Source organism: Candidatus Pseudomonas auctus (genome assembly GCF_048654275.1).
GTDB classification, from domain to species: domain Bacteria; phylum Pseudomonadota; class Gammaproteobacteria; order Pseudomonadales; family Pseudomonadaceae; genus Aquipseudomonas; species Aquipseudomonas pharyngis.
Window position 1 is genome coordinate 466,427 of record NZ_JBJYZK010000003.1, and the last position, 21,400, is coordinate 487,826.

A 21,400-nucleotide genomic window follows, 5' to 3' on the forward strand; every position below is an offset into this window, starting at 1 on the left:
CTGGGAGCCTGCCGGACGCCGGCGGAAACCCGCTGACGTCTGACAGACAACCAACCTCATAGCGCAATCGCTGATTAGCGACGCAGACCCAGGCGAGCGATCAGAGCGCTGTAACGGCTCACGTCCTTGCCTTTCAGGTAGTCCAGCAGCTTGCGACGCTGGTTAACCATGCGGATCAGACCACGACGGGAGTGGTGGTCTTTACCGTTGGCCTTGAAGTGACCTTGCAGTTTGTTGATGTTGGCGGTCAGCAGTGCAACTTGCACTTCTGGCGAACCAGTGTCACCAACAGCTTGCTGGTAGTCGGCAACGATTTGAGCTTTTTCTTGAACGTCGAGAGCCATGAGGCAATCCTTTTATCAGGAAACTGTTTCAAAAACAGTTTCAACAGGCCAGGGACAAATCCCTGTATCTATAAATGAGTAGTGACCGTGCCTGTTGACAGCCACACTCGCCGGCCTGCTGTTACACAGACCGGTTTCCGGTCATTCTGACCGAATCAGTCGACGCGGCGCGATGCGCCCGTCTTCGCTCACTTCACCGATACCGATGAAGCGACCGTTGTGATCCTGTACCCGCACCATGCCGAACTTCGGAGCATCCGGGGCACGTACCGGCTGGCCGTTGAGCCAGTAGAACGCGCTCGCTTCCGAGAACTGCAGCAGCGGCCAATCCTGCAGGCCGCTGTCCGATGGCATCAGGAAGCGGTCGACCGCTTCGTTGCCGCCTTCGGCATGTACCGCTTCCAGCTCTTCGAGGGTCACGGTCTGCGCCAGGGTGAAAGGCCCGGCCTGTGTACGACGCAATTCAGCGACGTACGCACCACAACCGAGTTGCTCACCGATATCCTCCACCAGGGTGCGAATATAGGTGCCCTTGCTGCAATCCACCGCGAGTCGCGCAGTATCGCCTTCGAAGGCCAGCAATTCCAAGCGCGCAATAGTAACAGAACGCGGTTCGCGCTCCACTACTTCGCCTGCACGGGCCAACTTGTACAGCGGCTGGCCATCACGCTTGAGAGCGGAGTACATCGGCGGTATCTGACTGATTTGGCCGCGAAATTTCGGCAGAACCGCTTCAATGTCGGCCTGACCAACGGTCACCGGGCGCTCATGCAAAACCTCACCCTCGGCGTCCGCCGTGGTGGTGGTCTTGCCCAGTTGCGCCAGGGTTTCGTAACCCTTGTCGGAATCGAGCAGGTACTGCGAGAACTTGGTCGCCTCGCCAAAGCACAGCGGCAGAACGCCGGTGGCCAGAGGATCGAGACTGCCGGTATGACCGGCCTTCTCGGCGTTGAGCAGCCAGCGAACCTTCTGCAACGCGGCGTTGGAGGTGAACCCCAACGGCTTGTCGAGCAGGATGATGCCGCTGACGTTACGACGGATACGTTTGACCTGAGCCACCGAGTTACTCCTTGGTGTCTTCGGGTTCTGCCGCAGCCACGTGCTGATTGTCCTCAGCCACGGCGCGCTCGATCAGGGCCGACAGGTGCGCACCCCGCACGACACTTTCGTCGTAGTGGAAGTGCAATTGCGGCACGCTGCGCAGCTTCATTTCGCGGGCCAGCTGCATGCGCAGGAAACCGGCGGCAGCGTTGAGCACCTTGATGCTTTGCGCGATGTCTTCGGCGTTGTCCTGCCCCATCACGGTGATGAAGATCTTTGCGTGACCGACGTCACGGCTGACTTCCACAGCGGTAATGGTGACCAGGCCGACGCGCGGGTCTTTGACTTCACGACGGATCAGCTGGGCCAGCTCACGCTGCATCTGATCGCCGATACGTTGGGTACGGCTGTATTCTTTTGCCATGATTTGTTACCTGTTACTGCCCTGCGGTGAAACCCGCAAGGTCTGAAAGCGGCAAACGCCCGGCCTGACAAAAGCCAGACCGGGCGTTGCGTTTAGAGTCCTGACGCCGTGCCGCGCACTTGCATGCGGCGGCCCGACGTGGCCCTTGAAGTGCGCGAGTCAGAGGCTGCGAGCAACTTGAACCTTCTCGAAGACTTCGATCTTGTCGCCGACTTTGACGTCGTTGTAGCTCTTCACGCCGATACCGCATTCCATGCCGGCACGTACTTCGGAAGCGTCATCCTTGAAGCGGCGCAGGGATTCCAGCTCGCCTTCGAAGATCACGATGTCTTCACGCAGTACACGGATCGGACGGTTACGGTGCACAACACCTTCGATCACCATGCAACCAGCGATCGCGCCAAACTTCGGCGAACGGAACACGTCACGGACTTCGGCCACACCGAGGATGTTCTCGCGAACGTCGCTGCCAAGCATACCGGTCAGGGCTTTCTTGACGTCTTCGATGATGTCGTAGATCACGTTGTAGTAACGCATGTCCAGACCTTCCTGCTCGACGATCTTCCGTGCGCCGGCATCGGCACGCACGTTGAAGCCGAACAGTACAGCGTTGGAAGCCAGTGCCAGGTTGGCGTCGGATTCGGTGATACCACCGACACCGCCACCGACCACGCGCACTTGCACTTCGTCGTTGCCCAGGCCGTTGAGAGCGCCCTGCAAGGCTTCCAGCGAACCACGGACGTCGGATTTGAGGACGATGTTGAGCGTCTTCTTCTCTTCCTGGCCCATGCTTTCGAAGATGTTTTCCAGCTTGCCGGCGTGAGCGCGAGCCAGTTTGACTTCGCGGAACTTGCCTTGACGGAACAGAGCCACTTCACGGGCTTTCTTCTCGTCGGCAACCACGCTCATTTCGTCGCCGGCGTCAGGCGTACCGTCCAGGCCGAGGATCTCGACCGGAATGGCCGGACCCGCTTCCTTGATCGGCTTGCCGTTCTCGTCGAGCATGGCGCGCACGCGGCCATAGTTCGAGCCGACCAGCACCATGTCGCCTTGACGCAGCGTACCGTCCTGAACCAGAACGGTCGCCACCGGGCCACGGCCCTTGTCGAGACGCGATTCAACCACGACACCGCGGCCAGGAGCCGAAGGAGTGGCGGTCAGCTCGAGAACTTCAGCCTGCAGCAATACAGCTTCAAGCAGCTCGTCGACGCCGGTACCCATCTTCGCGGAAACCGGAACGAATGGAGTGTCACCACCCCAGTCTTCAGAGGTCACGCCGTGAGCCGACAGTTCGCTGCGGATGCGATCGAGATCTGCACCCGGCTTGTCGATCTTGTTCACCGCAACCACCAGCGGAACGCCAGCAGCAACAGCGTGCTGAACGGCTTCGATGGTTTGTGGCATCACGCCGTCGTCCGCCGCAACCACCAGGATCACGATGTCGGTCGCCTTGGCACCACGGGCACGCATGGCGGTAAACGCGGCGTGACCAGGGGTGTCGAGGAAGGTGACCATGCCGCGTTCGGTTTCAACGTGGTATGCACCGATGTGCTGGGTGATACCGCCGGCTTCGCCAGCAGCTACCTTGGCACGACGGATGTAGTCGAGCAGCGAGGTCTTACCGTGGTCAACGTGACCCATTACGGTCACGACCGGCGCACGAGGAACCGCTTCACCTTCGAACTTCAGGGACTCGGCCAGGGAATCTTCCAGGGCGGTGTCGCTGACCAGGGTCACTTTGTGGCCCAGTTCTTCTGCGACCAGCTGGGCAGTTTCCTGATCCAGTACCTGGTTGATGGTGGCCGGGGTGCCCAGCTTGAACATGAACTTGATGATTTCGGCAGCCTTGACCGACATCTGCTGGGCGAGATCGCCAACAGTGATGGTTTCGCCGATCTTCACTTCACGCACGACAGGGCCGGTCGGGCTCTGGAAACCGTGGGCGTTGCGTTTCTTCAGCTTGGCCTTGCCGCGACCGCCGCGACGGAAGCCATCGCTCTCTTCGTCGGTAGTGCGTGGCGCCACACGTGGAGCCGGAGCCTTTTCCTTGACCGATGCGCGATGCGGAGCGTTTTTGCGCTCGCCATCACCACCGCCACGACGGTTGTTGTCGTCAGCACGTGGTTTGTCCGGACGGCGCTGTTCGTCACGCTTGCGAGTGTCGGCAGCTGGCGCAGCAGCCACAACCGGCGCAGCTTCGCGCACTGGTTCGGCCACTGGCGCAGGGGCAGCGACGGCTTCGGCAGGAGCGGACGGCGCAGCAGGCTGGCGACGCGCTTCTTCTTCGGCGCGCACGCGGGCTTCTTCTTCAGCCTTCTGACGGGCAGCATTTTCTACTGCGCGACGTTCATCCAGTTCACGCTTGCGCTCGGCTTCGATTTCTTCCGGGCTACGCTGTACGAAAACTTTCTTCTTGCGGACTTCAACGCTGATGCTTTTGCTGCCAGCCACACGCAGGGTGCTGGTGGTTTTACGCTGCAGCGTGATCTTGCGTGGTTCTTCCACTTTCGCCTTGTGGCTGCTTTTCAAGTGGGTCAGCAGGGATTGCTTCTCACTGTCAGTCACATTTTCTTCGGCGGCGGTGTGCGGCAGACCTGCCTCACGCATCTGCTGCAACAGGCGCTCTACCGGTGTTTTGACCTCATCGGCCAGTTGTTTCACCGTGACTTGCGTCATGCACTTCTCTCCTCAGGCCGCGCCTAATTACTCGAACCAGTGGGCTCGGGCGGCCATGATCAACTTGCCGGCACGATCATCGTCAATGCCGTCGATGTCGAGCAGATCGTCAATAGACTGCTCGGCCAGGTCTTCGCGGGTAATTACGCCGCGCACCGCCAGTTCCATCGCCAAATCCTTGTCCATACCCTCAAGCGAGAGCAGGTCTTCGGCCGGATGGGCGTCTGCCAGCTTTTCCTCAGTAGCGATGGCTTTGGTCAACAAGCGATCCTTGGCACGAGCGCGAAGCTCGTTGACGATGTCCTCGTCAAAGCCGTCGATGTTGAGCATTTCTTCCAACGGTACGTAGGCAATCTCTTCCAGGCTGGTGAAGCCTTCGTCTACCAGCACCTGAGCCAGTTCTTCGTCGACTTCCAGCTCGTCGATGAAGTTGCGCAGGATGTCGCCGGTTTCCGCTTGTTGCTTAGCCTGGATGTCCGATTCAGTCATCACGTTCAGGGTCCAGCCAGTCAGCTGGCTCGCCAGACGCACGTTCTGACCACCACGACCGATGGCCTGAGCCAGATTGTCTGCGCCAACGGCGATGTCCATGGCATGGGCATCTTCGTCAACGATGATGGCCGCCACTTCTGCCGGCGACATGGCATTGATCACGAACTGTGCCGGGTTGTCGTCCCACAGGACGATATCGACACGCTCGCCACCCAACTCGCCCGACACGGCCTGGACGCGCGAACCGCGCATACCGATGCACGCGCCTTGCGGGTCGATGCGTTTGTCCTTGGAGCGGACAGCGATCTTGGCACGCGAACCCGGATCACGGGAGGCGGCCATGACTTCGATCAGACCTTCAGCGATTTCCGGCACTTCGATACGGAACAGCTCGATCAGCATTTCCGGCGCGGTACGCGACAGGATCAACTGAGGGCCGCGGTTCTCGGTGCGGATTTCCTTGAGCAGCGCACGCAGACGCACGCCAACACGGAAGGTTTCGCGAGAGATGATGTCTTCACGGGCCAGCAACGCTTCAGCGTTATTACCCAGGTCGACGATCACGTTGTCGCGGGTCACTTTCTTCACGGTGCCGGAGATGATTTCTCCCAGGCGCTCGCGATAAGCGTCAACCACTTGAGCGCGCTCGGCTTCGCGCACTTTCTGCACGATGACCTGTTTGGCGGTCTGCGCAGCGATGCGGCCGAACTCGATGGACTCGATCTTTTCTTCAACGACGTCGCCAACCTTGGCGCCAGGGTGCGTTTCAGCAACCTTGCTCGGCCAGGTTTCGATGGCCGGATCATCGAGATCATTCTCTTCGACGACCGTCCAGCGACGGAAAGTTTCGTAAGAACCGGTGTGGCGGTTGATTTCCACACGCAGATCAACTTCGTCTTCAAAACGCTTTTTGGTAGCAGTGGCCAGAGCCAGCTCCAGCGCTTCAAAAATTACGCTTGCCGGTACACCCTTTTCATTGGATACCGACTCAACAACCAGCAGTACTTCTTTGCTCATCGTACGCCTCGCCTTTCGCAAGCCATTGGATCCGCGGGATCCGCGTCTCAGTCAAAACTGGGAATAATGTTGGCCTTGTCGATCATATCGATCGGCAACAGGAACTCATGGTCATCTACCTGCACCACGACGTCCTGTTCTTCTACACCGCGCAGAAGGCCCTGAAAGTTGCGTCGACCTTCAAAAGGCGAGCGCAGCTTGATCTTCACTTGTTCACCGACATATTTGGCAAACTGCTCAAGAGTGAACAGTGGGCGTTCCATGCCTGGCGAGGAAACTTCAAGGGTGTATTCAACGGAGATCGGATCTTCAACATCCAGCACACCGCTGATCTGACGGCTGACGATGGCACAATCGTCCACCAGTACGCCGCCTTCCTTATCGATATAAACGCGCAACATTGAGTGGCGACCTTGAGCCGAAAACTCAATACCCCAGCATTCATAGCCTAGGGCCACGACCACCGGGGCCAGCAAGGCCTGCAACTCTTCTAGCTTGCTCGACACCTGAACCCCCTCGTGCATGTATGTGCATGCTATGCAAAATAAAAAAATGGGCGAAACGCCCATCCTTGAAACGCCGTCGAACAGCGGCGTTGAAAGTGTCCAGCTAACAAAAAGCCCCTTAAAAGGGGCTCCTTAAACTGGTTGCGGGGGCCGGATTTGAACCGACGACCTTCGGGTTATGAGCCCGACGAGCTACCAGACTGCTCCACCCCGCGACAAAGCTGGGGCGGAAGTATACGACCGATCCCTTTTAGGGTCAATGTAACCTTCCACCTGCAAGAAAGCCCGCAACAGCGGGCTCTCCTGACTAATTGGTACCGAGAAGGGGACTCGAACCCCTACACCCTATGGGCACAACCACCTCAAGGTTGCGTGTCTACCAATTCCACCACCTCGGCAATACTACGTTTGAAACCCTTCTTACTTCTGCTCTTGAGCTGGAGGTACGTCAGTCGCTGGAGTAGCCGACTTTTGCTCTTGAAGCACCGGGACATCATCAGAAGCCGGTTGTTGCTTTGGAACTTCCAACACTGCCGGGTTTGGCAAACCTGCTTGAGTCAGCTGATGAGCCTTCTCTTTAGCAAAGTATCCTAACCCCAAGCTGGTTATGAAGAAACCGGCGGCAAGTATAGCAGTAAACTTACTAAGAAAGGTAGAGGAACCTTGGCTTCCGAACACAGTATTTGAAGCACCTGCTCCGAAAGACGCGCCAGCGTCCGCACCTTTACCCTGCTGCAGCAAAACCAGAGCAACTACGCCCAATGCACCCAGCAGATGAAAAACGACTACGACTGTTTCCAGCATTTTTTCAGTTTCCCGCGGCGCGACAAATCGCACCGAACTCATCTGCATTCAGGGAAGCTCCACCAATGAGCCCCCCATCGATATCCGGCATGCCGAACAGTTCGACCGCATTGGCCGCCTTCACGCTGCCGCCGTATAGAAGCCGCACACCTCGTGCCACTTCAGAATTCTCTGCCGCCAACTGCTCGCGAATGGCTTTATGCACATCCTGAGCCTGTTGCGGCGTTGCAGTCAGCCCGGTACCAATCGCCCAGACCGGCTCGTAAGCGATCACTGCGTTGGCAAAAGCACCGACACCCAGCTCCTCGATGATACTGCCCAGCTGACGCCCGACAACCTCAAGAGTCTTTCCGGCTTCGCGCTGCTCCAGGGTCTCCCCTACACACAACACCGGAATCAAGCCACATGCCTGTGCCGCTGCGAACTTGCGATTCAGCATTCCGTCTCGCTCACCCATGATCTGGCGGCGTTCGGAGTGCCCGACAAGCACCAGGGAACAACCTGCATCCACCAACTGACTCGGCGCAATCTCGCCCGTCAATGCACCTTGCATGGATTCCACCGCAGAATTCTGCGCACCGACCGAAATCGATTTGCCTTTCAAGCCATCAATCACTTGATTGATATACAAGCAAGGCGGGAATACCGCGACATCAACACCGCTTGGCAAGGCCAGATGACGAAGGCCGTTGATCAGCTCAGCGACGCTGGCGCGGGTACCGTGCATCTTCCAGTTACCAGCTACCATAGGGCGACGCATGCTGTACCTCGTCGGTCAAAGTGGGCGCAGATGTTACCCAACACAATCATGGCTGGCAAGCCGAATCAGGCAGAAACTTCAGTTACCAGTTTTGCCAGTTCTTCGGCATAGCCACGAACCTGGATTTCGTCCTCGCCTTCGACCATCACACGTACCAGAGGCTCTGTCCCGGACTTGCGCAAAAGCACACGCCCGCGCCCCGCCATAGCCTGGGTTACGCGTGCGCTCGCCTCCTTGACAGCCGGGTGCTCCAGCGGGCTGTCGCCACCGCCGAAGCGCACGTTGATCAGCACTTGAGGACACTTACGCAGGGCCTGACGAGTTTGCGCCAGTCCTTCGTTGCGTGTTTTCAATGCCATCAGCACCTGCAACGCCGCAATGATCGCATCGCCAGTCGTCGTGTGGTTGAAGCAAACGACATGTCCGGAGTTCTCGCCCCCGACCAGCCAATCGCGCTCCAGCAATTCAGCAATCACATAGCGGTCGCCGACATTTGCACGCACAAAAGGAATACCCAGATCCGCCAGAGCCAACTCCAGGCCCAGATTGCTCATCAGCGTACCGACCACACCGCCCTGCAATTTGCCTCGCTCATGCAGATCGCGCGCGATGATGAAAATCAGCTCGTCACCATCGACTATCGCCCCGGTGTGGTCGACCATCAGCACCCGATCACCATCACCATCGAAGGCGATACCCAGATCCGCATGCTCGGACAACACCGCCGCCTGCAATTGCCCCATGTGCGTGGAGCCACAGTTGTCGTTGATATTCAGACCATTGGGCTGCGCGGACAGAACCACAACTTCGGCACCCAACTCACGGAATACGCTCGGCGCGACCTTGTAGGTAGCTCCGTGCGCGCAGTCGATGACAATCTTCAGTCCGGAAAAACTGGTGCCGGTCGGCACAGAGCTCTTGCAAAACTCGATATAGCGACCGGACGCATCATTGATTCGCGACACCTTGCCAATCTTGCTCGACTCCACAACAGTCATTGGCGTATCGAGCAATTCCTCGATCATCAGTTCCAGCTCATCGGGCAGCTTGGTGCCCTTGCCGGAGAAAAACTTGATGCCGTTATCGTCATGCGGATTGTGCGATGCACTGATCACGATTCCGGCCTCAGCCTGGAATGTACGCGACAGGTAGGCGATGGCCGGAGTCGGCATCGGACCGAGCAGCATTACATCGGCGCCCGCCGATGTCAGGCCAGCCTCAAGTGCCGATTCGAACATGTAGCCGGAAATTCGCGTGTCCTTGCCGACCAGCACCTTGCAGGCACCCATCTTGCGAAAGGCCATACCGGCAGCCCAGCCGAGCTTGAGCATGAAGTCCGGAGTGATCGGGTATTCCCCGACGCGACCACGAATCCCGTCGGTACCAAAATATTTCTTGCTCATAAGTGCTCCATCATTCTTATTCGGCTGATTCCACGGCTGCGAGCATTCGCACCACGTCCACCGTTTCCGCCACATCATGGACGCGCAATATACGCGCGCCTTTCACCGATGCCAGTGCAGCCAGTGCCAAACCGCCATACAGACGCTCACCCACGGGGCGATTCAATGCATGGCCGATCATGCTTTTGCGCGAAACGCCCACCAATAGCGGCCGCCCCAACGCATGCAGGGCTTCCATATGCTTGAACAAGCTTAGATTGTGCTGCAGGGTTTTGGCGAAGCCGAAGCCCGGATCAAGAATGATCCGCTCGGCCGGAATGCCTGCCTCCTCGCACTGAACCATGCGTTCGGCAAGAAACTCACCCACTTCCCGGGTGACATCCTGATAACGCGGATCATCCTGCATATCGCCAGGCTCGCCGAGCATGTGCATCAGGCACACGGGCAATCCCGTGGCCGCCGCCGCATCAAGCGCGCCATCCCGCCGTAGCGAACGAACGTCGTTGATCAAGCCAGCACCCAAACGCGCTGTTTCGCGCATGACCGCCGGAGTGGACGTATCGACCGATATGACCACATCCAGTTCGCGATTGATAAGCTCGACGACGGGAGCGACACGTTCCAGCTCCTCCAACGGAGAAACCGCCCGCGCGCCCGGGCGGGTCGACTCGCCGCCCACATCGATCAGCGTTGCACCCGCCGCAACCATGGCTTCGGCATGACGCAAGGCCGCGTCGAGCTGGCTGTATCGGCCACCGTCGGAAAAAGAATCAGGAGTGACATTGAGAATGCCCATGACATGCGTCCGGGCCAAATCAAGAACCCGGTTGCCGCAAGGCAACCGGGTCAGGGACTGTACAGAAGTCATTTCAAACCTTAAACGTCGGCAGCCGGACCGCCAATCGGTGTTTCCGGACGCTCGCCCTGAATGACAGGCGGTGTGCCAGTACCGGTGCCGCCCGACCAATCGCGAGGCTCGCGAGGTGTACGACCAGCCATGATGTCGTCGATCTGCTCGGCATCGATCGTCTCGTACTTCATCAGTGCATCCGCCATGGCATCGAGCTTGTCGCGGTTGTCCGTGAGGATCTGTTTGGCCGTGCCGTAGCACTGATCGATGATGCTGCGTACTTCAGAGTCGATCAGCTTGGCTGTCTCACCGGAGAAGCTGGCATTCTGACCGCCACCGCCGCGACCGAGGAATACTTCCCCCTCTTCTTCGGCGTACATCAACGGACCGAGTTTTTCCGACAGACCCCACTTGGTCACCATGTTCCGCGCAATCTGACTCGCACGCATGATGTCGTTGGAAGCACCAGTCGTCACACCGTCAAAGCCCAAAGTCATCTCTTCAGCAATACGGCCGCCGTACAGCGAGCAGATCTGACTGATCAGCGCACGCTTGGACAGGCTGTAACGATCCTCTTCCGGCAGAAACATGGTCACACCCAACGCACGACCGCGAGGGATGATCGACACCTTGTAGACCGGATCATGCTCGGGCACGACGCGACCGACAATGGCGTGGCCTGCTTCGTGATAAGCGGTGTTCTGCTTTTCCTTCTCGGACATGACCATGGATTTGCGCTCGGCGCCCATCATGATCTTGTCTTTGGCCAGTTCGAATTCTTTCATTTCGACGATGCGCTTGCCGGCACGGGCAGCGAACAGCGAAGCCTCGTTGACCAGGTTCGCCAGGTCGGCGCCGGAGAAACCCGGAGTACCACGTGCGATAACAGCCGGAGCAACATCATCACCCATTGGCACTTTACGCATGTGAACCTTGAGGATCTGCTCGCGACCACGGATGTCCGGCAAGCCGACCACCACCTGACGGTCGAAACGACCCGGACGCAGCAAAGCAGGGTCCAGCACGTCAGGACGGTTAGTCGCGGCGATGACGATGATGCCGTCGTTCATTTCGAAACCGTCCATCTCCACCAGTAACTGGTTGAGAGTCTGTTCGCGCTCGTCGTGACCGCCGCCCATACCGGCGCCACGATGGCGACCAACGGCGTCAATCTCGTCGATGAAGATGATGCATGGTGCGTGTTTCTTGGCCTGTTCGAACATGTCACGAACGCGGCTGGCACCGACACCGACGAACATTTCGACGAAGTCGGAACCGGAAATGGTGAAGAACGGCACCTTGGCTTCGCCGGCAATCGCCTTGGCCAGCAAGGTTTTACCTGTACCCGGAGGACCAACCATCAGCACGCCGCGAGGAATGCGGCCGCCCAGGCGCTGGAACTTGCCCGGATCACGGAGGAACTCGACCAGTTCGCCCACTTCTTCCTTGGCTTCGTCGCAACCGGCAACGTCAGCCAGTGTGGTTTTCACCTGATCTTCGGACAGCAGACGCGCCTTGCTCTTGCCGAAGCTCATCGGCCCGCCCTTGCCGCCAGCGCCGCCCTGCATCTGGCGCATGAAGAACATGAACACCGCGATGATCACCAGGATCGGGAAGCTGGCTACCAGAAGCTGGGTCCAGATACTTTGCTGCTCAGGCTGCTTGCCTTCGACCACGACGTGGTTGTCGACCAGGTCGCCGATCAAGCCATTGTCCTGGATTGCCGGACGAATGGTCTTGAAGCTGTCGCCATCGTTGCGCTTGCCGGTAATCACGTAGCCGTCGACAGCCACGCGCTCGACCTTGCCATCCTTGACCTGCTGGATGAAGTCGGAATAGTTGAGGGTCTGCGGCTCGTTAGGGCTGGAGAAGTTGTTCATCACCGTCACCAGGACTGCCGCGATGATCAACCACAGGATCAGATTCTTTGCCATATCGTTCAATTAACTACCCTCTGAAGCAAGCTCCGCTACTGGCGCGCGCTTCGCATGATATTCACCGGCCTAACTTACTACATTACCTACAGCTCTGGCAGGCGCCGTCTGTAACCCTTTGTGAAACACTTTCTACACAATATTCGCTTATGCGCGCGGGGCGAAATACGAAAAACCTATCACCCCGCCAAAAAACCTCGTTTTACTCGCTACGACCGCGGTAGCCCCATGCCAGCATATATTGCTCACGAGAGCTGCCACGAGAGGAGTCCGGCTTGATCATCTGGATCTTGTCGAACTTCTTGCGAGCATCCTTCAGGTAGACATCGAACCCTTCGCCCTGAAAAATCTTGATCACGAAATTGCCACCCGGCTTGAGTATCCGTTCCGCCAGATCAAGCGCCAGCTCGCAAAGGAACATGGCTTTTGGCATGTCCACTTCAGGCGTACCACTCATATTGGGGGCCATATCGGAAATCACAAGGTCCACCTGCGAATTACCCACAGCCTCAAGGATCTGAGCGAGCACTGCATCCTCGGTGAAGTCACCCTGGATGAAAGTCACGTCCGGGATGCTGTCCATTTCCAGGATGTCCGAGGCGATCAGTCGCCCCTGACCACCGATCAGCCGGCTGGTGACCTGCGACCAGCCGCCAGGCGCCGCGCCCAGGTCGACGACGTTCATGCCCGGACGGATCAGTTTGTATTTCTCCTGGATCTCCAGAAGCTTGTAACTCGCACGCGAGCGGTAGCCATCCTTCTGCGCTTGCTTCACATAGGGATCATTGACATGTCTTTTCAGCCAACCAAGGCTTGTCTTGGAACGCGCCATTGGGCACCTCGTTGATTAGGGTCGTGATTAATTGGGCGGATCCACGAGCCCTCGGGTAAAATGGCCGCCATTTTACAGAATCCAGACGAAAGGGTCAGATTATGCCGCTCACTCCAGAGCAGAAGAAACAGTACAAATCCATTGGTCACCACCTGAAACCAGTTCTGACTGTGGCTGACAACGGTTTGACTGAGGGTGTTTTAGCCGAACTCGAACGCGCATTGGCAGATCACGAGCTGATCAAGATCAAGCTCAACATCCTCGATCGCGAGGCGCGCCTGGCGTCCGTTGCAGAGCTGTGCAAGACCGGCAAGGCCGATCTGGTTCAAGTCATCGGCAAGATGGCACTGATTTACCGCAAGAACTTCAGCGTCAACAAGCAGCTGTCGAACGTCCATCGCTTCAAGTGATGGCAAGGGTCAAGGGTGTGCTTCGCGCACCCTGCCACTCCATCCCGGCACCGGCTGCAATACCAGCACCAACCCGGAAAAACCCAACACAAGAAAGCTGAACACCTGCCAGCGCTGCGCATCCGGCCAGCCGACACGCACTGCGACAAACATCGCACACGCATACAACGCCATCAGCAATACCTGCCCGCGAAAATCCCGCCATAGACTGGCAATGCCCTCGGCCTGTACCAGCACCAAAGCCTGAAATATCACGCACGCGACGGCAAAACCCACTACCGCCACTTCAAACGTACTTGCAACCTCATCGATCAGCAGCGGAGCCAGGCCAATCTGACCCAGCACCGGCCGCAGACCGAGGTGTACCAGCCACAGGCCACCGACCCACAACATCTGGGCCAGTTGCCAGAGCATCGCGCCCGCACGCAACGGGCGCCCACCCTCAGATGTGACGGACTTCGACAATCTCGTACTCGATATCGCCACCTGGCGTTTTCACGACGACCGTATCGCCCTCTTCCTTGGCAATCAAGGCGCGGGCGATTGGGGAACCTACCGAAATCTTGCCGAGCTTGATGTCCGCTTCGTCCTCACCCACGATCTGGTAAGTGACGCTTTCATCAGTCTCGACGTTGGCGATTTCGACGGTGGTGCCGAAAATCACTTTGCCGGTGTGCGGAATGGTCGTCACATCGATGATCACCGCGTTCTGCAGGCGACCTTCGATGTCACGGATCCGCGCCTCGACCATGCCCTGCTGTTCGCGCGCAGCATGGTATTCAGCGTTTTCTTTCAAGTCACCCAACTCGCGGGCCGTACCGATGTCCTGGCTGAGCTTCGGACGAACGACCTTGGTCAGGTGAGCATGCTCTTCTTCCAGGGCCTTGGAGCCCTGAACGGTCATTGGGTATTTATTCATGCCTTCAATCCTGCGTGTAGATCCTGCAAGCGGCGTACGGTCTTCTCGGGACCGAACTTCAGCGCTTCGCAGATAGCTTCGCCAGCAGCAATGGTGGTGGTGCAGTAAATCTTGTGCTGCAAGGCGTTACGGCGAATGGAATAGGAATCGGCGATCGATTGACGACCTTCGGTGGTGTTGATGATCAGAGTGACTTCGTCATTCTTGATCATGTCGACCACATGCGGACGACCCTCGGTCACCTTGTTCACGCGACGCACTTTCAGACCTGCGGCTTCGATCAGCTTGGCAGTGCCGGCAGTGGCGACGACTTCGAAGCCCAAGTTGATCAGATCACGAGCCACGCCTGCAACCAGCGGCTTGTCATCGTCACGCACGCTGATGAATGCGGTACCGCCGGTCGGCAGCACTTCGCTGGCGCCCATCTGGGCTTTGGCAAAGGCTTCGCCGAAGGTGTCGCCGACGCCCATCACTTCACCAGTGGACTTCATCTCAGGGCCGAGGATCGGGTCAACGCCAGGGAATTTGGCGAACGGGAACACCGCCTCTTTCACGCTGTAGAAGTTCGGAATGATTTCCTTGGTGAAGCCGATTTCCTTCAGGGTTTTACCGGCCATCACACGAGCCGCGACCATGGCCAGGGAAATCCCGATGCACTTGGACACGAAAGGCACGGTACGGGAAGCGCGCGGGTTGACTTCGATGACGTAGATGTCTTCGCCTTGCAGCGCCAACTGAACGTTCATCAGGCCGACCACACCCAGTTCCAGGGCCATTTTTTTGACCTGTTCACGCATTTCGTCCTGGATGTGCGCCGGCAGCGAATACGGCGGCAGCGAGCACGCGGAGTCACCGGAGTGAACGCCCGCCTGTTCGATGTGCTGCATGATCGCGCCAATCACGACGTCCTTGCCGTCGCAGACCGCATCCACGTCCATCTCGATGGCGCAGTTGAGGAAGTGGTCGAGCAGCACCGGGCTGTCGTTCGACACTTGCACCGCGTCACGCAGGTAACGCTTGAGCTCTTCTTCCTTGTAGACGATTTCCATCGCCCGGCCGCCCAGTACGTAGGACGGACGCACCACCAGCGGGTAACCGATCTTCGCGGCAGCGCGAACAGCTTCGTCTTCGCTGCGCACGGTGGCGTTTGGCGGCTGACGCAGGTTCAGGCGCTCGACCATTTGCTGGAAGCGCTCACGGTCTTCGGCGCGGTCGATGGCATCAGGGCTGGTGCCGATGATCGGCACGCCGGCTGCTTCCAGGGCGCGAGCCAGCTTCAGAGGCGTCTGGCCGCCGTACTGGACGATCACGCCTTTCGGCTTCTCGACGCGGCAGATTTCCAGGACGTCTTCCAGGGTCACCGGCTCGAAGTACAGACGGTCGGAAGTGTCGTAGTCAGTGGAAACGGTTTCCGGGTTGCAGTTGACCATGATGGTCTCGTAACCGTCATCGCGCAGCGCCAGTGCCGCGTGAACGCAGCAGTAGTCGAACTCGATGCCCTGACCGATACGGTTCGGGCCACCGCCGAGGATGATGATCTTGTCGCGACCGGACGGCGCGGCTTCACATTCTTCCTCGTAGGTCGAATACAGGTAGGCGGTGTCGGTGGCGAACTCGGCCGCGCAGGTGTCGACGCGTTTGTAGACCGGGAACACTTCCAACTTGTGGCGGTGAGTGCGCAGGTTCTTCTCGGTGACGCCCAGCAGCTTGGCCAGACGCTGGTCGGAGAAACCTTTGCGCTTGAGCTTGTACATCAGATCGCGGTCGATAGCGGACAGACCGAGGGTCTTGACCTTCTCTTCGTCCTTGATCAGATCTTCGATCTGCACCAGGAACCACGGATCGATCATGTTCATGCCGAAGATTTCTTCGACGGTCATGCCGGCGCGGAAGGCGTCCGCCACGTACCAGATACGCTCGGCGCCCGGCACGGTCAGCTCGCGCTTGAGCACGCTCATGCTTTCCGGGTTGCTCAGGTCGACCTTCTCGTCCAGACCGCAAACGCCCACTTCCAGACCGCGCAGGGCTTTCTGCAGGGATTCCTGGAAGGTACGGCCGATGGCCATGACTTCACCGACCGACTTCATCTGAGTGGTCAGGCGCGCGTCAGCGTTGGCGAACTTCTCGAAAGCGAAGCGCGGCAGCTTGGTCACGACGTAGTCGATGGACGGCTCGAAGGACGCCGGGGTACGGCCGCCGGTGATGTCGTTCTGCAATTCGTCGAGGGTGTAACCGACGGCCAGCTTGGCCGCGATCTTGGCGATCGGGAAACCGGTGGCTTTCGAGGCCAGAGCCGACGAGCGGGATACACGCGGGTTCATCTCGATCACGACCATGCGGCCGGTGTCTGGGCAGATACCGAACTGAACGTTGGAACCACCGGTCTCGACGCCGATCTCACGCAGTACCGCCAGCGAGGCGTTACGCAGGATCTGGTATTCCTTGTCGGTCAGGGTCTGAGCCGGGGCAACAGTGATCGAGTCACCGGTGTGCACGCCCATCGGGTCGAAGTTTTCGATCGAGCAGACGATGATGCAGTTGTCCTTTTTGTCGCGGACAACTTCCATTTCATATTCTTTCCAGCCGATCAGCGATTCGTCGATCAGCAGCTCTTTGGTTGGCGACAGGTCCAGACCACGGGCGCAGATTTCTTCGAACTCTTCACGGTTGTAAGCGATACCGCCACCAGTGCCGCCCATGGTGAAGGACGGACGGATGATGCACGGGAAGCCCAGGCGCTCGAGCACCGCGTTGGCTTCTTCCATGCTGTGGGCGATCCCCGAACGCGGGCATTCCAGGCCGATGGCTTTCATCGCCTTGTCGAAACGCGAGCGGTCTTCAGCCTTGTCGATGGTGTCGGCATTGGCACCGATCATCTCTACGCCGAACTTTTCCAGAACACCTTCGCGCTCCAGGTCCAGGGCGCAGTTCAGAGCAGTCTGGCCGCCCATGGTTGGCAGCACGGCATCCGGACGCTCTTTTTCGATGATCTTGGCAACGGTCTGCCACTTAATCGGCTCGATGTAGGTGGCGTCGGCCATGTCCGGGTCGGTCATGATGGTGGCCGGGTTGGAGTTCACCAGGATGACGCGGTAACCCTCTTCGCGCAGGGCTTTGCAAGCCTGGGCGCCGGAGTAGTCGAATTCGCAGGCCTGGCCGATAACGATCGGGCCAGCGCCGAGAATCAGGATGCTTTTAATGTCTGTACGTTTTGGCATGGGTTTGTCACTCAAATCCGCAGGTCAGTCGGCAAGCCGTCTTGATCGATTTCTGAAGTCCCGAGGGGGCCGCCGGTTCCGGGGCCGCCCTCGAGGGGCTTCTCGCTACAGTCTCAAGGCGAGCGCTTAGCGTCGCTTGGCCATCTCGTTGATGAAGCGGTCAAACAGGGGGGCTACATCGTTCGGGCCCGGGCTCGCTTCAGGGTGACCCTGGAAGCTGAACGCGCTCTTGTCGGTACGCTCGATGCCTTGCAGAGTGCCGTCGAACAGCGATTTATGGATCGCGCGGACGTTGGCTGGCAGGGTCGCTTCGTCAACCGCGAAACCGTGGTTCTGGCTGGTGATCATCACGACGCCAGTGTCCAGATCCTGAACCGGGTGGTTGGCACCGTGGTGGCCGTGGCCCATTTTCAGGGTCTTGGCGCCGGAGGCCAAGGCCAGCAGCTGGTGACCGAGGCAGATGCCGAAGACCGGAATTTCGGTTTCCAGCACTTCCTTGATGGCCTTGATCGCGTAGTCGCAAGGCTCCGGGTCACCAGGGCCGTTGGACAGGAACACGCCGTCCGGCTTCAGAGCCAGTACGTCGGTAGCCGGGGTTTGCGCCGGAACCACGGTCACGCGGCAACCGCGCTCGACCAGCATGCGCAGGATGTTGACCTTGACGCCGTAGTCGTAGGCAACCACGTGGTATGGCAGCTCGGAGGCTTCGATGGTCGCGTGGCTGTCGGTTTTCAGATCCCAGACAGTGGAGCGCCATTCGTATTGGGTCTTGGTGCTGACGACTTTCGCCAGGTCCATGCCCTTCAGGCCCGGGAAGCCTTGCGCAGCGGCGATGGCCGCCTCTTCGGAAATGTTGTCGCCGGCCATGATGCAGCCGTTCTGTGCGCCTTTTTCACGCAGGATGCGGGTCAGGCGGCGGGTGTCGATACCGGCGATCGCCACAACATTATTGGCTTTCAGGTAATCGGACAGGGACATCGTGTTACGCCAGTTGCTCGCTACCAGCGGCAGGTCACGGATGACCAGACCAGCGGACCAGACGCGGTCGGACTCGGCGTCTTCCGGCGTCGTGCCGGTGTTGCCGATGTGCGGGTAAGTCAGGGTAACGATCTGTTGGGCGTAGGAAGGATCGGTAAGGATTTCCTGATAGCCGGTCATTGCGGTGTTGAACACCACCTCACCAACGGTCTGACCGTCGGCTCCAATGGCTTCGCCGCGAAAAATGCTGCCATCAGCAAGGGCGAGTATGGCTGGCTTAGTCAAGAAGACCTCCCGTAAATAACGCATGAAAGGGCAATCGCAGGTTGTAAAAAAGCGGAGTGACGTATGGACACGTCACCCCGCTTCTTCACTGAATTATTCTGCGCGCTTTTAGTGGACACACTAAAGCTGTAGCTTACAGAAAAAGGGATTTTTGGTCTACCGCCAATGAGCCTGAAAGGCCGGAGAATGCGACAGGGCGTCGCTCAGCGGATTGAAACCGGCACAAACAGGGCGTTTGCGCCGGATTCATAACATCTCAATGCAGGTCGAGCACGTCCTGCATGTCGTACAAACCAGGCTCGCGAGCATCCAGCCACAACGCCGCACGCACCGCGCCCTTGGCAAACGTCATGCGACTCGAAGCCTTGTGCGTGATCTCCAGACGTTCGCCTTCGCAGGCAAACAACACCGTGTGATCGCCCACTACATCACCACCGCGAACAGTGGCGAAGCCGATGGTCTCACGCTCACGGGCACCGGTGTGGCCTTCACGACCATAGACCGCAACCTTCTGCAGATCACGATCCAGCGCATTGGCGATCACTTCACCCATGCGCAGGGCCGTGCCCGACGGCGCATCGATCTTGTGGCGGTGATGGGCCTCAATGATTTCGATGTCCGCATCTTCCGCCAACACCCGTGCCGCCATGTCGAGCAGCTTCAGCGAAAGGTTGACGCCGACACTGAAGTTGGCGGCGAACACGATCGGAATATCCTTGCCCGCCTCGGCCAGCAACTGCTTCTGCGCAGCATCCAGCCCGGTCGTGCCAATCACCATCGCCTTGCCGGCCTTGCGGCAGAAGGCCAGGTTTTTCAGCATCACTTCCGGCAAGGTGAAGTCGATCAACACATCGAACTCTTCCGCCACCGACTCCAGATTCCCGGACAGCGGCACGCCGATTCGACCGAGCGAAGCCAGCTCACCGGCATCCACACCGATCAGCGTACTGCCAGGACGAACAATCGCAGCCGTCAAACCGGTCAGCGGCGCGCGCTGCTGCACCGCCTCGACCAGAATCTTGCCCATGCGCCCGGCAGCGCCCATCACAGCTATACGTCGCATGCCGACTCCTTACAGATCGCCGAAGAAGCGTTTCACACCGTCGAACCAACCGGTGGTTTTCGGGGAGTGGCTGTTGTCGTCCGCCAGGGAACTGCGGAACTCTTCCAGCAATTCACGCTGACGACGGTTCAGATTGACCGGCGTCTCGACGGCCACACGACACATCAGGTCGCCCGCACCACCGCCACGCACTGGCGCAACACCTTTACCGCGTACGCGGAACTGCTTGCCGGTCTGTGTCCCTTCCGGAATCTTCAGTTTGACGCGACCGTCGAGGGTCGGAATTTCCAGCTCGCCACCCAGGGCCGCGTCGACAAAGCTGATCGGCACTTCGCAGAACAGGTGCTTGCCGTCACGCTGGAAGATGTCGTGTTCGCGGACGTTGATCACCACGTACAGGTCGCCGGTCGGACCACCCTGAGTGCCCGCTTCGCCTTCGCCGGACAGACGAATGCGGTCACCAGTGTCGACACCGGCCGGCACTTTGACGGAGAGGGTTTTGTACTCTTCGACGCGACCGTCGCCGTGGCAGGAATCGCACGGATCGGAAATGATCTTGCCCTGGCCATGACAGCGCGGGCAGGTCTGCTGCACCGAGAAGAAGCCTTGCTGCATACGCACCTGACCGATGCCGCCGCAAGTCGGGCAAGTCGATGGCGACGAGCCTTTCTTGGCGCCCGAACCGTCGCATGGTTTGCAATTGACCAGCGTCGGAACGCGGATATTCACGGTCGTACCGCGTACCGCTTCTTCCAGGTTCAGCTCGAGGGTGTAACGCAAATCGCTGCCGCGCTGCGCGCCGCCACGGGAGCCGCCGCGACCGCCACCGAAGAAGTCACTGAAGACATCACCGAAGATGTCGGAGAAGTTCTGACCGCCGAAGCCTGCACCGCCGCCACCCATGCTCGGATCGACGCCGGCATGACCGTACTGATCGTACGCTGCACGCTTGCTGGAATCGGACAGCACTTCGTAGGCTTCGTTGGCCTCCTTGAACAGATCTTCCGACGCCTTGTCACCGGGATTACGGTCCGGGTGGTGCTTCATCGCCAGACGGCGATAGGCCTTTTTCAGGTCTGCTTCGCTTGAGCCGCGCTCAACACCCAACACTTCGTAATAGTCACGCTTAGCCATAAGTTCTTCATACTCTTGAGGACGTTCGGCAAACCCCTCCTGAGCTTCGCCAAACTCGTTGAGCCCCAATACAGGCCCGGACCCAACTCACGTCAATTCAACGATCCTGGTCTTTGGTTCATGCGGTATTTACGGCGCGAAAAGCAGGAGCATTCCCGGCCATACCGCCAGCACCCTGGGGCGGACTGAATGACTTGTTCGTTAGGCAATTTCGATGCCTGAGTACCATACCCTGCGTTGCTGCTCCTCCCCATAGCGCGCTATGAGTCGTCGCAGCGCCTTGGTTATGGAGCCCAGTCATCTGAACTTG

19 protein-coding genes and 2 tRNA genes are annotated in these 21,400 nt (G+C 58.8%); 1 reads left to right on the forward strand and 20 read right to left on the reverse strand.

The features are described from left to right. Positions 1 to 74 precede the first annotated feature (74 nt). The 14 genes from rpsO to rlmE form a co-directional block, all read right to left on the reverse strand. Positions 75 to 344 (reverse strand): 30S ribosomal protein S15, encoded by a 270-nt coding sequence (gene rpsO, locus ACKUG4_RS08585; protein WP_011332409.1) that lies wholly within the window; start codon positions 342 to 344, stop codon positions 75 to 77. A 141-nt stretch (positions 345 to 485) separates the two neighbouring features. Beyond that, positions 486 to 1,403, reverse strand: coding sequence for a tRNA pseudouridine(55) synthase TruB (gene truB, locus ACKUG4_RS08590; protein WP_445433813.1), 918 nt, complete (start codon positions 1,401 to 1,403; stop codon positions 486 to 488). Between the two features lie 4 nt (positions 1,404 to 1,407). Then, entirely contained in the window at positions 1,408 to 1,809 is a 402-nt protein-coding gene (gene rbfA, locus ACKUG4_RS08595; protein ID WP_007953741.1) for a 30S ribosome-binding factor RbfA, read from the reverse strand. 159 nt (positions 1,810 to 1,968) lie between these two features. Further along, positions 1,969 to 4,485: a translation initiation factor IF-2 gene (gene infB / locus ACKUG4_RS08600; protein WP_064593340.1), complete on the reverse strand. Its 2,517-nt coding sequence runs from the start codon at positions 4,483 to 4,485 to the stop codon at positions 1,969 to 1,971. 27 nt (positions 4,486 to 4,512) lie between these two features. After that, the gene (gene nusA / locus ACKUG4_RS08605) at positions 4,513 to 5,994 is read right to left on the reverse strand and encodes a transcription termination factor NusA (protein ID WP_003221546.1); all 1,482 of its coding nucleotides are present in this window, start codon (positions 5,992 to 5,994) and stop codon (positions 4,513 to 4,515) included. Between the two features lie 47 nt (positions 5,995 to 6,041). Next, a complete protein-coding gene (gene rimP / locus ACKUG4_RS08610; RefSeq protein ID WP_039769696.1) occupies positions 6,042 to 6,500 on the reverse strand; it encodes a ribosome maturation factor RimP in 459 nt (152 codons plus the stop codon). 138 nt (positions 6,501 to 6,638) lie between these two features. Next, positions 6,639 to 6,715: transfer RNA gene (locus ACKUG4_RS08615), tRNA-Met, on the reverse strand. Between the two features lie 97 nt (positions 6,716 to 6,812). Beyond that, positions 6,813 to 6,898 (reverse strand) — tRNA-Leu (locus tag ACKUG4_RS08620). Between the two features lie 22 nt (positions 6,899 to 6,920). After that, positions 6,921 to 7,304: a preprotein translocase subunit SecG gene (secG, locus tag ACKUG4_RS08625; RefSeq protein ID WP_011332406.1), complete on the reverse strand. Its 384-nt coding sequence runs from the start codon at positions 7,302 to 7,304 to the stop codon at positions 6,921 to 6,923. A 4-nt stretch (positions 7,305 to 7,308) separates the two neighbouring features. Further along, a complete protein-coding gene (gene tpiA, locus ACKUG4_RS08630; protein ID WP_007953744.1) occupies positions 7,309 to 8,064 on the reverse strand; it encodes a triose-phosphate isomerase in 756 nt (251 codons plus the stop codon). A gap of 65 nt (positions 8,065 to 8,129) precedes the next feature. Beyond that, entirely contained in the window at positions 8,130 to 9,467 is a 1,338-nt protein-coding gene (gene glmM / locus ACKUG4_RS08635; protein ID WP_039769173.1) for a phosphoglucosamine mutase, read from the reverse strand. Between the two features lie 16 nt (positions 9,468 to 9,483). Continuing rightward, positions 9,484 to 10,335, reverse strand: coding sequence for a dihydropteroate synthase (gene folP, locus ACKUG4_RS08640; RefSeq protein ID WP_236189860.1), 852 nt, complete (start codon positions 10,333 to 10,335; stop codon positions 9,484 to 9,486). 8 nt (positions 10,336 to 10,343) lie between these two features. Beyond that, positions 10,344 to 12,251 (reverse strand): ATP-dependent zinc metalloprotease FtsH, encoded by a 1,908-nt coding sequence (gene ftsH, locus ACKUG4_RS08645; protein WP_011332403.1) that lies wholly within the window; start codon positions 12,249 to 12,251, stop codon positions 10,344 to 10,346. 202 nt (positions 12,252 to 12,453) lie between these two features. Next, a complete protein-coding gene (gene rlmE, locus ACKUG4_RS08650; RefSeq protein ID WP_007953751.1) occupies positions 12,454 to 13,083 on the reverse strand; it encodes a 23S rRNA (uridine(2552)-2'-O)-methyltransferase RlmE in 630 nt (209 codons plus the stop codon). A gap of 101 nt (positions 13,084 to 13,184) precedes the next feature. On the opposite strand from rlmE, the gene ACKUG4_RS08655 reads away from it, so the two are divergent. Next, positions 13,185 to 13,493, forward strand: a complete 309-nt coding sequence (locus ACKUG4_RS08655; protein WP_007953753.1) for a YhbY family RNA-binding protein — start codon at positions 13,185 to 13,187, stop codon at positions 13,491 to 13,493. A gap of 9 nt (positions 13,494 to 13,502) precedes the next feature. Here the strand turns inward: ACKUG4_RS08655 and ACKUG4_RS08660 are convergent, their stop codons facing one another. The 6 genes from ACKUG4_RS08660 to dnaJ all read right to left on the reverse strand — a co-directional run bounded on the left by ACKUG4_RS08660 (position 13,503) and on the right by dnaJ (position 21,090). Beyond that, entirely contained in the window at positions 13,503 to 13,907 is a 405-nt protein-coding gene (locus tag ACKUG4_RS08660) for an MFS transporter (RefSeq protein ID WP_236189874.1), read from the reverse strand. Positions 13,908 to 13,935: 28 nt separating this feature from the next. Further along, positions 13,936 to 14,412, reverse strand: a complete 477-nt coding sequence (greA, locus tag ACKUG4_RS08665) for a transcription elongation factor GreA (protein WP_007953757.1) — start codon at positions 14,410 to 14,412, stop codon at positions 13,936 to 13,938. Beyond that, the gene (gene carB / locus ACKUG4_RS08670) at positions 14,409 to 17,630 is read right to left on the reverse strand and encodes a carbamoyl-phosphate synthase large subunit (RefSeq protein ID WP_039769162.1); all 3,222 of its coding nucleotides are present in this window, start codon (positions 17,628 to 17,630) and stop codon (positions 14,409 to 14,411) included. The genes greA and carB overlap by 4 nt, the downstream gene beginning before the upstream one ends. 126 nt (positions 17,631 to 17,756) lie before the next feature. After that, positions 17,757 to 18,893 (reverse strand): glutamine-hydrolyzing carbamoyl-phosphate synthase small subunit, encoded by a 1,137-nt coding sequence (gene carA, locus ACKUG4_RS08675; protein ID WP_445433814.1) that lies wholly within the window; start codon positions 18,891 to 18,893, stop codon positions 17,757 to 17,759. Positions 18,894 to 19,149: 256 nt separating this feature from the next. Then, on the reverse strand, positions 19,150 to 19,956 hold the full coding sequence (gene dapB, locus ACKUG4_RS08680; RefSeq protein WP_007953764.1) for a 4-hydroxy-tetrahydrodipicolinate reductase: 807 nt from the start codon (positions 19,954 to 19,956) through the stop codon (positions 19,150 to 19,152). 9 nt (positions 19,957 to 19,965) lie between these two features. After that, a complete protein-coding gene (gene dnaJ / locus ACKUG4_RS08685; RefSeq protein ID WP_039769159.1) occupies positions 19,966 to 21,090 on the reverse strand; it encodes a molecular chaperone DnaJ in 1,125 nt (374 codons plus the stop codon). Positions 21,091 to 21,400 lie beyond the last annotated feature (310 nt).

Coding starts and splice junctions, on each gene's coding strand:
- rpsO (WP_011332409.1), bottom strand. CDS start 344: ATGGCTCTCGACGTTCAAGAAAAAGCTCAAATCGTTGCCGACTACCAG.
- rbfA (WP_007953741.1), bottom strand. CDS start 1,809: ATGGCAAAAGAATACAGCCGTACCCAACGTATCGGCGATCAGATGCAG.
- infB (WP_064593340.1), bottom strand. CDS start 4,485: ATGACGCAAGTCACGGTGAAACAACTGGCCGATGAGGTCAAAACACCG.
- nusA (WP_003221546.1), bottom strand. CDS start 5,994: ATGAGCAAAGAAGTACTGCTGGTTGTTGAGTCGGTATCCAATGAAAAG.
- secG (WP_011332406.1), bottom strand. CDS start 7,304: ATGCTGGAAACAGTCGTAGTCGTTTTTCATCTGCTGGGTGCATTGGGC.
- tpiA (WP_007953744.1), bottom strand. CDS start 8,064: ATGCGTCGCCCTATGGTAGCTGGTAACTGGAAGATGCACGGTACCCGC.
- glmM (WP_039769173.1), bottom strand. CDS start 9,467: ATGAGCAAGAAATATTTTGGTACCGACGGGATTCGTGGTCGCGTCGGG.
- folP (WP_236189860.1), bottom strand. CDS start 10,335: ATGACTTCTGTACAGTCCCTGACCCGGTTGCCTTGCGGCAACCGGGTT.
- ftsH (WP_011332403.1), bottom strand. CDS start 12,251: ATGGCAAAGAATCTGATCCTGTGGTTGATCATCGCGGCAGTCCTGGTG.
- rlmE (WP_007953751.1), bottom strand. CDS start 13,083: ATGGCGCGTTCCAAGACAAGCCTTGGTTGGCTGAAAAGACATGTCAAT.
- ACKUG4_RS08655 (WP_007953753.1), top strand. CDS start 13,185: ATGCCGCTCACTCCAGAGCAGAAGAAACAGTACAAATCCATTGGTCAC.
- ACKUG4_RS08660 (WP_236189874.1), bottom strand. CDS start 13,907: ATGCTCTGGCAACTGGCCCAGATGTTGTGGGTCGGTGGCCTGTGGCTG.
- greA (WP_007953757.1), bottom strand. CDS start 14,412: ATGAATAAATACCCAATGACCGTTCAGGGCTCCAAGGCCCTGGAAGAA.
- carB (WP_039769162.1), bottom strand. CDS start 17,630: ATGCCAAAACGTACAGACATTAAAAGCATCCTGATTCTCGGCGCTGGC.
- dapB (WP_007953764.1), bottom strand. CDS start 19,956: ATGCGACGTATAGCTGTGATGGGCGCTGCCGGGCGCATGGGCAAGATT.
- dnaJ (WP_039769159.1), bottom strand. CDS start 21,090: ATGGCTAAGCGTGACTATTACGAAGTGTTGGGTGTTGAGCGCGGCTCA.